The 12,928-nt window shown below is 45.7% G+C and carries 10 protein-coding genes; 4 read left to right on the top strand and 6 right to left on the bottom strand.

Going from position 1 to position 12,928, the window contains the following annotated elements; all coding sequences use genetic code 11:
- Positions 1-374 precede the first annotated feature (374 nt).
- On the top strand, positions 375-920 hold the full coding sequence (locus KW844_RS13295; protein ID WP_255578411.1) for an ATP-binding protein: 546 nt from the start codon (positions 375-377) through the stop codon (positions 918-920).
- On the opposite strand, the gene KW844_RS13290 is transcribed toward KW844_RS13295, so the two are convergent.
- Both KW844_RS13290 and KW844_RS13285 read right to left on the bottom strand, forming a co-directional pair.
- Positions 903-1,304 carry a hypothetical protein gene (locus KW844_RS13290; RefSeq protein ID WP_218377225.1) on the bottom strand — a complete coding sequence of 134 codons (402 nt, stop codon included), beginning with the start codon at positions 1,302-1,304 and terminating at the stop codon, positions 903-905. The two genes, KW844_RS13295 and KW844_RS13290, sit on opposite strands and share 18 nt — an antisense overlap.
- Positions 1,305-1,456: 152 nt before the next feature.
- A complete protein-coding gene (locus KW844_RS13285; RefSeq protein ID WP_218377224.1) occupies positions 1,457-2,200 on the bottom strand; it encodes a glycoside hydrolase family 11 protein in 744 nt (247 codons plus the stop codon).
- 307 nt (positions 2,201-2,507) lie between these two features.
- On the opposite strand from KW844_RS13285, the gene KW844_RS13280 reads away from it, so the two are divergent.
- Both KW844_RS13280 and KW844_RS13275 read left to right on the top strand, forming a co-directional pair.
- Positions 2,508-2,984 (top strand): RDD family protein, encoded by a 477-nt coding sequence (locus KW844_RS13280; RefSeq protein ID WP_218377222.1) that lies wholly within the window; start codon positions 2,508-2,510, stop codon positions 2,982-2,984.
- Positions 2,985-3,150: 166 nt separating this feature from the next.
- Positions 3,151-4,020, top strand: a complete 870-nt coding sequence (locus KW844_RS13275) for a DUF6438 domain-containing protein (protein WP_218377221.1) — start codon at positions 3,151-3,153, stop codon at positions 4,018-4,020.
- Between the two features lie 131 nt (positions 4,021-4,151).
- Here KW844_RS13275 and KW844_RS13270 read toward each other — a convergent pair whose 3' ends face one another.
- From KW844_RS13270 to KW844_RS13255, 4 genes are read right to left on the bottom strand one after another with little or no spacing between them, the layout of a single operon-like run.
- Positions 4,152-6,308 carry a c-type cytochrome domain-containing protein gene (locus tag KW844_RS13270; RefSeq protein ID WP_218377220.1) on the bottom strand — a complete coding sequence of 719 codons (2,157 nt, stop codon included), beginning with the start codon at positions 6,306-6,308 and terminating at the stop codon, positions 4,152-4,154.
- Entirely contained in the window at positions 6,308-7,333 is a 1,026-nt protein-coding gene (locus tag KW844_RS13265; RefSeq protein WP_218377219.1) for a 6-bladed beta-propeller, read from the bottom strand. The genes KW844_RS13270 and KW844_RS13265 overlap by 1 nt, the downstream gene beginning before the upstream one ends.
- 15 nt (positions 7,334-7,348) lie before the next feature.
- Positions 7,349-8,800 (bottom strand): DUF1501 domain-containing protein, encoded by a 1,452-nt coding sequence (locus KW844_RS13260; RefSeq protein ID WP_218377218.1) that lies wholly within the window; start codon positions 8,798-8,800, stop codon positions 7,349-7,351.
- A 53-nt stretch (positions 8,801-8,853) separates the two neighbouring features.
- On the bottom strand, positions 8,854-11,175 hold the full coding sequence (locus KW844_RS13255; RefSeq protein WP_218377217.1) for a PSD1 and planctomycete cytochrome C domain-containing protein: 2,322 nt from the start codon (positions 11,173-11,175) through the stop codon (positions 8,854-8,856).
- 723 nt (positions 11,176-11,898) lie between these two features.
- Between KW844_RS13255 and KW844_RS13250 the strand changes: the two genes are divergently transcribed.
- Entirely contained in the window at positions 11,899-12,924 is a 1,026-nt protein-coding gene (locus KW844_RS13250) for a hypothetical protein (protein WP_218377216.1), read from the top strand.
- The last annotated feature ends 4 nt before the right edge of the window (positions 12,925-12,928 follow it).

The following is a 12,928-nucleotide window of genomic DNA, read 5'->3' as shown; positions in this document are numbered from 1 at the left end:
TTTTTTCTAAGTTAAGATTTTTTTCAATTACTTTTGCCAAAGTAATTGAAAATTTAGTTCCGAAATGGGAATGTAAATAAGTACTTAAACATTTTTGGTTAATCGAACCTATTAGGACAGCCGCTGGCAGAATGCCAGCGGCATTTTATCCAAACTGAACGTATACATAATATGACAGATAGTATTATTCAATTCCTATAGAAGGAATATTGGTCTGCAATCAATGTTTTGCATATAATGGAATATGTTATGGAGAATGTTAAATGAATAACAATTGAATAACTAAATTTTCATTTTATATTGACTTGGATATTTGCGGACTGAGAAGAGTGTATTCGATAAAATGAAAGTCGATCTGGCTGCCTTTGAGGTAAATGAATAAAGTATATAACAAATCCAATCCCCGTCCCATGCGCATCGCCATCACCGGCGCCCACAACGTCGGCAAAACAACCTTAGCAGAAGCCCTCCTGGAGCACCTTCCCGGCTACACCCTCGAAATAGAGCCCTACCATCAACTAAGGACCGATTTTGCAGAAGTCCCCACCGCCGAAGATTTTTTAGAACAGTTCAATTATTCAGTTGACCTCATATACGGAAGTGGCGACAATGTGATATTTGACAGATGTGTGGTTGATATCTTAGCGTACCTGCATGTGATTGATCCGCAAAGAAATATAGAGGCGCTGTTTGAAAAAATGCAGGCAGTAATGGGGGAGGTGGATTTGGTAGTATTTGTTCCGGTTGAACAACCGGATATCATGTCAGCCGGGCAGGTAGAACTGCCCAGGCTGAGAGGCCAGGTGGATGACCTGTTGCATGATTGGATAAACGATTTGAATGCAAAGGTAATCGAAGTGAGTGGTAGTGTATCGAACCGCAGAGATCAGGTATTAGCCAGATTATTGCTTTCTCTTTAGCAGCGCTTCATAAGAAGGCGTTTCCGGCGCATCAGAAAACTTTATACCCGCTTTCTCAAATTCCCTGATGAGCCTTGTATCAAAACCGGCGATGTAAGCTGCGAAAGGCAGTGAATCTTTTTCTTCGGGAATCGACTGAAAGGGAACAGTTGCAAACTTATATAAAGTGGCGGTAGTACTGTCGTTGCCCTGCAGGAGTATAGAGTCGCCATAGTAAGTAATGCCGGCTGCGTATGGATTGGTAAGGTATTTCAGTGAATCATTTTCTATTTTGTAGGAGAGCGTGAAGCGGCCAACTTTCTGGTTATAAAAAACTATGTACTGCGAATCAATATCAAATTCACTGTATCCATTTTCTTTTGAAAACCTATGCCATCTACCCATAAGAAAATTTTTATGCTCTTTAATAGGTTTAGGTGAATCACAGGCAGAAAGCGCAAGCAGAAAGCATGCGAGCAATAAAGTTATTGATCTCATCATAAATAATATTAAAAACTGCCTGGCAGTCTGCCAGGCAGCGCAATTAAAACATGTACTTATTGTGCCCAGATAGTACAGTTAATACTACCGTTCGTGTTAGTGCCCCAGGTTTCAGAAACCATAATAGCCGGAATGTTCAGCTGACCAAGGGTATAGCCAAAGCTACTCCACTTGTTATAGTGGTTGGCGAAAGTAATGAGGCGATTTTGTCCGGTGCTAACTTTTGTTACCCTGGAACTGTAAATCTGCCGGAAGCCATCACCACCATCTATGTTTTTTCCTGTCATCCAGCGGGTCCACACGTTGTAGCCTGCACCGTCACTTTCAAATGTTCCTAAGTAAGTGCCGGTATGCGGTGATACCGAACCCCAGGTTTCATTTACATAATACTCATAATAAGGGTTTCTGCTCCATCCGTACCAGCCGAAGGTGCCACCACCCGAATTTGAATAAACGCCCAGGTTATAACCTATTTTGTAAGTAGGGGAACCTGCGGAGTAGCCTTTGCCGCACGTGAAGTTGCCGTTGAATCCATTCCAGTTGACACTGTAATTTCCGCCAGGGCCATTGGCGTAGTTAACAGTACCGGTAGCACCATCACTTTTCCAAAGTGACCAAAAGAAGCCATTATTGGTACCTGACTGGTAGGTTTCAGTGGCGGCCGGGTTAGCAGGGCGCTCATTGCCAACGACCTCGGGCAGGGTCCTGGCCTCTTTTTTACAACTGGTTAACATGGTAGCGCTGGCAAGTACAATGATGGCAGCAGCGCCCAAAGTAACTAATGGGTTTTGTTTTTTCATATCGTGGTTTTATTTGGTTGAAATCCAAAACAACCATTTTTAAAAATGGAACAATGGCAGTAATCGCCAAATTTGTTATACAAATGTTCATGTCCTGCTATAATACCGCAGTTTAATACTCCAGTATTTTGACTGCCGGAAAAGATAGGAATTGGAGGTCAAATTGACAGTCCGCAAACCATTGCAGAACTCAGGCTTTTTTACTTGGGTTTTATTTTCTACCAATATTCCTGATTGGTGGAATGAACCAGTACATGGCAGTGTTAATCCTTTTTCTTATTTTGGCGCCAGGTAAATTTTTATCCCTATGGAATCAATCGAAAAATCAATCTTTGAAGAAGAAGAGGTAGACCTTGTGCAGGCCTCCTCCGGCAAACGGCTTGCCAATTACCTCATAGACCTGCTGGGGTTTTATGTGTTCTTATTTTCTTTCTGGGCAGTTATAGTATTACTTTCTTCTACTATGATGGAGTTTACTGTTTATCTTGAGAAAAATACGCTGCTCGATAGGTTGATCACCCTTGTTATGTATGGTTTATACATGGGCGTATTGGAAATGCTTATGAAAGGCAGGTCATTCGGGAAATTGATCACCGGCACTGCAGTGATGACAGAGGATGGTACAGTACCTTCTGCCACAACTTTATTTTTGAGGGGTATCGCCAGATCTGTGCCGTTTGAAGCGCTAAGTGCGTTGGGTAACCCAAGTTATCCGTGGCACGACAAATGGACCGAAACATTGGTAATAAATCTGAAAAAGTCCAGGCTTAAGTCTGAATATTAAAAACAGGTAATAATGAAATCCTAATGTGACCTTCGTTAAACTTTGGCCATAAGAATTTGAGTTTTGAAGTGATTCATTAAGTTTAATTTTAATCATGAAAGGACTTACGATTTTGTAAGTTTTTTCCATATTTTTATTTTAGTCAGCCTAAACCCCAATAACTCCGATGCGATTAATTTTAATAGTTCTCCTCACCCTCAGCTCCTTTCACGCCTATTCTAACCGGATAGACAGCCTGAACTCCCTTATGGAAGTCAAGTTCTTTGTTACTGGATTTGACAGAAATATAAGCGACGGGGCGGTTTCATTCCTGAAAATGGATCTGGATAGTAACGGGCTTACTGACCTGGTAGTGGAAGGTGCAGAGAGAGTAATGGTGATAATGGACAAAGACAAATGGGGATTCAGACCATTGTATATAAGCCCCGCGGACTATTTCATGAAGTACACCCTGCAGGGGGCATATCATAATGCCTTAATACTCAGAAATGAGAAGACGAATCGTTATGTTAATCTGGTAAAACGCGCTGCTGACAGGGGTGATACCCTGCGGCAGTTCACCGCGACAGATTACCTTACCCCGATGACCACTAAATTCGCTGATACTCTGAGGTACCTGTCTGGAGGCTTTGTGGAATTTAATCCAAAACCGGTTGTTGCGGAGATACAATCCATCCGGCTGGCTACAACCACCTGCCATGGGACCTGCCCTCAGTATAAGATTACCATTCACAAAAATCGCTGTATGGATTATGAAGCAGGCTCCTTTACTGGCAGGAACGGTGGCCATTATATCTGTTTTTTGAAAGAAACAACTTTCAATGAGTTATTAACCCTCATTGGATACATAAATGTAGCAGCATTAGATCCGCGTTTTGCAGTGAGCGCTACGGACCACCCCACAGCATATTTACATATTGTATTCGACAATGGGAAGGAGATGTCTGTTGAAGATTACGGCATGAATGGTACCCGCGGCTTACAAACGCTTTACCGGTTTTTTGAAACCATTAGGACTTCGCAGTCGTGGCTGTAGGTCAGATAAGTCAGGTAGCTACAGGACGTCTAAAAATTTTTAGGACGCCCTGTACAAACTAAATCTGGACCAGCTTCCGCTTTCTCCGCCTAGTATCCAGGACCTCTATTCCCTGAATCATTCATTCCGGACTAATTAAACAATAACTCATCCACAAAAAACCATCCATGCTTTCCCTTATCCGGATGCCAGGCTGGTATCGTAGTAGGTGTTACCACTATCTTCAGGCAAGACACCTCTGCAACAGGGAAAGAACAGTTAATAGACATAGTGGCAACAGCATCATCTTTCTTATCCGGTGTGGGTACCATCTTCTTTAACAGTTTCAGGTGCCGGATGTCATTACCTCCCCATATTTCTACTTCGTGAGGCATAAAAATGTGTGCCCCGGTGTGGCGGAAGCTGCCTATGGCTACCTCCGAAAGCGATACCTGCTTAGGAAAATGTACCGCTGCTTCAAAGCCGTTCTTCAGAAACCCAAGCCATTTGCCACTGCCAAAATCTTTACTTCCTTTTTGTCCGTCAAAAAGTGTTTTGCTGCCACTGCCTACGTATGACCCTTCCGGTGGGTGCAGGAGCGTAATACTATCAGGCTGGTAGGTAGTTTTGTAGAGAGATAATTGTAGCGGATCGCTGGCGTACCAGCCATCCTTACAGGCAATCGCTTTAACGATTGTATTGTCCGTAATAAGTATACTATCCTTGAAAATCGGAGAGTGTACACTGTCGGGATCACTGCCATCCAATGTGAAACGTATAGCTACTCCATTAACAGGATGCTGTAGTTTTAACTGCATATTATTCCTGAAAACGGCTGCGGGACTGACAAGGTTTGGCTGGTTAAGTTTCAGCATTTCCCCATTGTCGTTGGTGAAGCCTTTCACCAGGGTGGTCTGAGGAAATCCTTTTTGCGCCTCGGAAATATCGGCGGGAGAAAGCCCAGTATTCCATACATAAAGCGCTTGTAGTGCCGGGGCGGACTTAAGTTGCATGAGCTGCTGAATGTTTACTGTAGTACCGGAGATAGACAGACTACGCAAATGTGGCAATTTTGCAAGAACTGCTAATGTCTTCCCTGTAATGTTTGTAAAGCTCAGGTTGAGCACCCGCAGTTGTTTGAATTGTGATATTACTTCCAGGTCAGCATCTTTAACCGGCATCTTTTGCAAATGCATTTCTATCAGCTGTTCCTTTAGCTTAAGCAGCTCTACCACTGATTGAATGTCGAATTTATCTTTATTGTACCAGTTTGCCACCAGTGGCGCCTGGTTTAACGCTATTGGATATACGACGCGGTAGTTGTTATTGAGCTGCTGCACCAGCTTTGCATCAGCAGGAGCAAAATCATATACCGGTTCGTTATCAGCTGCCGGCTGCAAGCGAGCGGTGGCTAGCAACCGCAAACTATCATGTGCAGGTAGTGAGGCCACCATAGCCTTAAAGTCAGCACCGCCCTTGATCCAGTGATATAACACGGCAGCTTCTTCAGCAGTAAGTTGTGGCTTCCCCGCAGGAGGCATATGCTTTTTATCTGTTTCGGGGAGATGTAGTCGTTCCATCAGTAAACTGATATCGGGATTGCCTGGGATAAACAACTTGCCGGTTTTACCTCCGGTGAGCAATTGCTTAGGTAATTCCATAGATAATCCACCTTTTGCCTTCCCCGTTTGATGGCAGTTCATACATTTTTCCTGGAGAATCGGTTTGACGAGATGCTCATACACGAGTGCCTTGTCAAATGCAACAGGGGGATTTTGTGGCATCACCGGTGTTAGCACAAAATTGGCGCCATGGGTGAGGTCGGCCCCGAAATGCCCTGTTAAGATCACGAGCACTATTGTTACAGCTGCATTAATTTTCAGTACCCATTGGATGGTAGCATTGCGGAGCCAATATAAGGTGGATGCAGTCCATAATACAGCCATTCCACCCCACTTATGCCATTGAATAGCGCCATTATCGCTATAGCCGGGTTCACTGGCCAGTAGCAGACCCATTATAACGGTAACGGCTGAACTGAGCGCTGCAACCAACAGCAGCCAGGAGGTAAATTGTGCTTTCACCTCGCGTCCTGCCGGCGAGCGCATTGGAATAAGTAGCAGCAAACCACTTATTATCAGTAGTACGATAGGGAAATGTAAAAACAGGGGGTGCATACGCCCCAGTACCTGAAGCCATGCCGGCACCACAATGCGGCTACCACCAATAAATACAACTCCTGCAAATAAGTTAGTGGCAATTAATAATTGGTTACCTGCATACTGCCAACGAAAAGGATTCCATCTCATTATACCCTCCTGAGTTTATAAGGATACACTTTTCCTGCGGCCCACTGGGCAACATACAGGTTTTCATCATCGTCCACACAAACGTCATGTGGGTGCACGAATATCTTTTCGGCCTGTTTCATAGGCTGTAACTGGCCGTTAGTATACATGGGAGCTGTACCTCCAATGTTTGAGATGACCTTATTATCCCTGTCGAGAATGGTAACAAACCCGCTGCCACTTACCCCCATATCGGGTGAACGCAGTACGGCGGCATAAAGGTGATCTCCCTTTATGACCGGGCGACATACGCAGGCGCCTGGCAGTGAAATTATTTCCTGTAATTTTCCATCCATGCTGAAACGCTTGAAGCAATTGCGGGTACGGTCCGTTACCAGCAGGGAAGGGGTTCCCTGGCGACGGTCGACACATATACCATGCGCATTATCAAGGTGCGCATCCCCTTCACCACGACCTCCAAATGTATGCAGTAACTTACCGTTACGGTCGTAATGAAGAATATACTGGGCCCCATATCCGTCGGCAATATAAATATCTCCATTGTCGGCAACCGTAGTTTCGGTAGGCACAAATTCTTCTTTCTTCTTGTATAATCCGGTCACGGCAGGATAATCTATCGTTAACACAATTTTACCATCCATGGTAGTTTTAAATACCTGGTGTCTGTCGGTATCTGTGATAAACAAATATTCTGTTCCGTTTTCATTGGTGAGTGTAAGCCCGTGCGCTCCGGGGAATTCATGCCCCCAATACGACAATAGTTTGCCGGATTTATTGTAGATCAGGACGTTATTTTTCGTTTCGTTGGTCAGCAGGATAATACGTCCTTTGCTGTCCTGCACCATTTCATGGCAGTCTTTTACCGGGTGCCTGTTACTGTCGAGTGTGCCCCAACGGGTATCCAGCGAATAGCGCATGCCCTGGTGTCCGTATACAGGACCCTTGGGGCGGGCAAAAAGATCACGGGAAATATAAAAGGATGCGGCAACTAACGTGGATGCCTGTATGAATTTTCTTCTTTCCATTGTACTGTATTTTTATCAAGCCATTAATCCTGGTATAACTTTGCCGGCAACGTCTGTAAGGCGGTAACGACGGCCCTGGTGTTTAAAAGTGAGTTTTTCATGATCCAGGCCCATGAGGTGTAGTATGGTGGCGTGGAGATCATGTACATGCACAGGATCTTTTACTATATTGTACCCGAACTCGTCGGTTTCACCGTACACACCTGGTTTTACGCCGCCTCCTGCCATCCAGATGGAGAAAGCGCGTGGATGATGGTCACGGCCATAATTGTCTGCCGTCATCTTACCCTGGCAATAATTTGTTCTCCCAAATTCACCTCCCCATATCACCAATGTTTCATCCAGCAGGCCGCGCTGTTTCAGGTCAGTGATCAGCGCTGCGGATGCACGGTCTACGTCTTTTGCCTGACCAGCCATTTCATTGGGCAGGTTTCCATGCTGATCCCAACCCTGATGATAAAGCTGAACGAATCGGACACCACTTTCTGATAGCTTTCTTGCCAGCAGGCAATTGGCGGCAAACGTGCCGGGAACAAGACTTTCAGGTCCGTACAACTTAATGGTGTCATCGGACTCCCGTGAAAGATCGGTTAACTCTGGCACAGCTGTCTGCATGCGATACGCCATTTCGTACTGCTGTATCTTTGTGTTGATCTCCGGATCTCCAAAGGATTTGTAGGACTGGTCATTCAACGCGGCCAGCTGGTCCAGCATTTGCCGTCTGTTGGCCATATCTATGCCTACAGGATTGTTGAGATATAATACCGGGCTATCACCGCTGCTGAACTGCACCCCCTGGTGTATGCTGTCCAGAAAGCCATTGGACCATAACTTGGAGTACACGCCTTGTCCGTTTCCTTTTCCTCTGGATAACAAAACACAGAAGGCAGGCAGATTTTTATTTTCACTTCCAAGTCCATAACTCATCCAGGAACCAAAACTGGCGCGGTTTCCCTGCTGCGCACCTGTCTGGAAAAAAGTCAGGGCAGGATCATGGTTGATGGCTTCTGTGAACATAGAACGTACAATGCATATATCATCAACTATTTTTGCAGTGTGAGGAAACAAATCACTTATCCATGCCCTGGATTCTCCATACTCCTTAAAATCGTAATAGGAACCTACAAGCGGAAAGGAGGATTGCCCGGCAGTCATCCCCGTAAGCCTTTGTCCTTGCCGGATAGATGCCGGCAAATCCTGTCCCATCATCTCCCGCAGTTTGGGCTTGTAGTCAAAACTTTCCAGTTGCGATGGTGCACCATTCTGAAAGAGATAGATGATCCTTTTTGCTTTGGGAGCGAAGTGTGGGATGCCGGGAACGAATGGGGCTTCATCTGTAATGTTGTTTCGGAAAAGATCTGGTATCAGCAAGGACCCCAGTGCCGCACTGCCTATACCTAAACTGAGCCGGGAGAGGAATTTCCGGCGGTTCATGTTCAGATGATGTTCAAAGAATTCGTTTTTCATCAGGTCATTTTTTGATGGAGAATGTGGTAACTTATTTTTACAGCATCGGGTGCCTATGTTTTGGAAAGTGTTTCTTCCAAATTGTAGATGGTAGTAATCACCTGCATCATGGCAGCCCAGGCAGCCTGATCGGGAATGTTTGCCATGGGGAATTCGCCATGATGCAGCAGTTGGGCTGCCTTGGCCCGTTCCTTTTTATAATAGGACTGCTGCGCCGTATAGTATTGCAGCAGGGTAGCCGTTTCCTGTGTTTGCGGTGAACGGCATACGATCAGTTGAAAAGCCTTCTGGATTTGTTGCTTTGTGTTGCCGCCTTCCTGCATAAGGCGGGAAGCCAGTACCCTGGAGGCCTCCAGTACTGTAGGGTCGTTCAGCATCATGAGTGCCTGCAGGGGTGTATTGGTGGCGGAACGTTTTACTTCGCATTGATCGCGGTTGCTGGCATCGAATATCATCATCGATGGCGGTGGTACTGTTCTTTTGATGAAGGTGTAAAGTCCACGGCGGTAAAGGCTTTCACCATGGTCCTGGCGGTAAGTACTAAGTTGTCCGCGGCCGCTGGTGGCCTGCTCCCACAGCCCCACTGGTTGATAGGGCTTTACACTGGGGCCGCCTACTTCGTGCACCAGTAGTCCACTGCTTTGTAATACCAGGTCGCGAACGGTTTCTGCCGGCAGCCGAAAACGTGGCCCACGGGCAAGGTATATGTTCTCGGGGTCTGCTTTCAGTTTCTCAGGGCTTATAACCGCAGATTGGCGGTAGGTGGCCGACATGACCAATTGCTTTACCAATCTCTTAATATTCCAGCCATGTTGCTGAAAATCTACTGCCAGCCAGTCGAGCAATGCAGGGTTACTTGGGAGGTCGCCTTGCATGCCAAAATCGCCGGTGCTTTTTACTATGCCTTTGCCAAAAAATTCCTGCCAGATCTGATTTACGAAAACACGTGCTGTCAGCGGGTTTGCAGGGTCAAACAGCCATCTGGCCAATCCAAGCCTGTTGGCAGGATAAGTATTGGTATTGAAAGGTAATACAGATACAGGTGTGCCCGGCGTTACTTCATCAGTTGGATTATCATAGTTTCCGCGACCTAATATATAAGTCTTTCTCGTGGTATCTCTTTCTCCCATCACAGAAACTATCAGCCTGGAAGTATCACGTTTATTGAGAAAATGCAGAACACCATTCAGATCCTCCCTGCTGATCTCCATAAAAGGTTTTTTGGCGTATGTTTCTGGTCCTCCTACCACCGACTCGAGCCCTACCTCCGTTACATTGTTGAAGAAGGCAAAAAGCTGGTAATATTCTTTTTGAGAAAAGGGATCATATTTATGATCATGGCAGTGAGCACATTCTATGGTAATACCGAGTAAGCTCTTACCAAATGTATTAGTGCGGTCAGTTACATATTCAATACGGTATTCCTCATCAATAACACCGCCTTCTTCCGTTATTTTATGATTTCGGTTAAAGGCGGATGCCAGCAGCTGCTCCCGTGTAGCAGCAGGCATCATGTCGCCTGCAATTTGCCAGGTCACAAAATCCTTATAGGAGAGGTTGCGGTTGAATGCATGTATCACCCAGTCGCGCCATGGCCACATGCTGCGATAGTTATCATCCTGGTATCCGTGAGAGTCCGCATAACGGGCTACATCCATCCAGTGAACGGCCATTTTTTCTCCATAAGCGCTATCCTGCAGCAGTTCATCTACTATTTGCTCATAACCTTTGCTGCTGCTGTCTTTTGCAAAGCGTTGCATTCGTTCAGGCGTGGGAGGTAGTCCGGTAAGGTCCAGGCTGAGGCGTTTTAGCAGTCGCTCCTGATCTGCCACCGGGTTGGGAGAAAGCCCTTTTTCTGTCATCTTCGCCAGCGTGAAATAGTCTATTGCGTTACGCGTCCATGCAGGATCTGGCACTGCCGGAATTGGCGGCGTTGCGGGTACGACAAATGCCCAGTGAGGTTTGTATTTGGCGCCTTGTTTGATCCATTTTTCTATGAGCTTTACCTCAAAACTACTCAGCACCAGATTGCTGGAGGCAGGGGGCATTCGCATGGCTGTATCCGTTGTGCTGATACGCTGAAATAATACGGATGCCATTGGGTTACCAGGTACCAGGGCATGTTGTCCGGGTGAGTCCTTCAGGGCCTTGTAGGCGCTGTCGCCAATGTCGAGTCGCAGCCCGGCTTCACGCTTGTTAGCATCTGGGCCATGACAGGCAAAGCATTTGTCCGATAATATCGGCCGGACGTGGAAATTATAATCCACGATGTCGGGCATTTTTTCCGCCGACTGCTCCTGCCCATTTTGATGGTTGCAGGCTGTCAGGATGGCGAGGGCACATGCGGCAGCATTTACATAACGTTGGAGCTTCATATATGGTGTTAAGCAATTGTTCACTAATGTTGAAACGGCATTATCATCTCAAATAATCCTGCATACACTAAATGCCTGTGGAATCTATACTATTTTGATTTTTACCGATGTTTATTTCACTACGCTAATTAACCAACAATATCTTCATATGTATGAACATAAACAAATATAGCGTTTCTATTCAGAGATCAATATTTTTTTGAAGAGCGGTAAATTCTCTGCGAAGCAAAATGGTCAAACGATTAAAACCTGCATGCGTGAAAATATTGCTGGTATTAGTCAATTCGGAGGATAGTTTTGATACCTTAATTTTTTCCCTATTTTTACACTTCAACTAAAATTGACACGCACCTTTGTCGCAGAAACCTGCTGATAACGAGTACCAACTATTGCGCGGATTGACTTCAGGGGATACTGTACATTATTCCTAATGCCTGCCTGATAAGGAATTGACTTTTGATAATTTCCAGGAGTATATCCGTGCAGGTAAAGATCCGGAGATACAATTTACGTTGGATCTGATCAGGTCCGGTAAAAATAGCATACAGAGGGCGTCCTGTAAGAGATGCCCTTTTTAATGGATGGAAGTGAAAATATTCATAGTTAGGAACAGTAACTTTTTTTTGGTGACAATGTATTTTTCAGTAATATTGATTGATCAAAATAACCAATCAAATCGCCCCCTCAGCGATTTACTCCAAATAATCAAAACCCTGTTTTATAATGCATCAGTTACATCCCATGCATCATTCATCCGGCGCCCGCGCTGTGGATTGTGGTGTCGATCCGACTTCCAGTCTCAAACAAATGTTTATCGACATGATTCAGTTTCCCCGTGCATTGGATGGGCAATGTCCTGTACGGCGGCCTGTATTTTCCAAGCAGCACGGTATGGTGAAAGCTACCTTTGTAGTAAACAAAGCGCTGCCGCCAGCCAAACGTATCGGTGTATTTCAATACGATCAGCTGGATGCCTGGGTAAGGTTTTCCAGTGATACAAAGTCAGGTTTGGGAGATGGAAAAACAACTATTGGCGTTGGCATCAAACTCTTTGGTGTAGCGGGGGAGAAGTTGCTCGAAAGCGAGGCATATGCGTTAACGGCGGATTTTATTTTGCAGAACCACGATGTGTTTTTTGTGAATACGGCGAAGGACATGTGCGAGTTTACTTACGCTGGTGTGGTGCTGCGCGACTATGACTCCTACCTGAAAGATCACCCTGAGACGGCCGCCATCCTTGATGAAATGCAGAAGCTGGAACCGAGTGTGGCTACTGCAGTATATGGCAGCTGCCTGCCCTATGCTTTTGGGGATAACGATTATGTGAAGTATAAGCTGGTACCAATGGATGTACCTCCCGGTCCTCCTGTTCCTGATAACAACCCCGGTTATCTGCGGGATGAATTGAAGCAGCGATTGACAAAGGGAGAAGTACGTTTCGGATTCTATCTGCAGTTCAGAACAGATGATGCTACGATGCCGCTGGATGAAGCTATGGTGCGCTGGCCTGAGGAGGTGTCCGCCCCGGAGCTTTTTGCTACATTAATTTTACATCAGCAGGATATTGATACACCCGGGCAGGTGGCCTATGGCGAAAACCTGTCCTACAACCCGTGGCATACCCTGGCGGAACATACCCCTATCGGCAGTATCAGCGATGTAAGGAAGATTGTGTATGAAGAAGGGGCGAAACTGCGCCGTGACAGAAACGGTATTCCCTTAACTGAACCACATACCTCACGTAAATAACCAT

Origin of the sequence: Chitinophaga sp. sic0106, from assembly GCF_019219075.1 — a bacterium.
Lineage (GTDB): Bacteria > Bacteroidota > Bacteroidia > Chitinophagales > Chitinophagaceae > Chitinophaga.
Note: the sequence above shows the minus strand (reverse complement) of the source record. Positions and strands in the feature narration are given on the sequence as shown.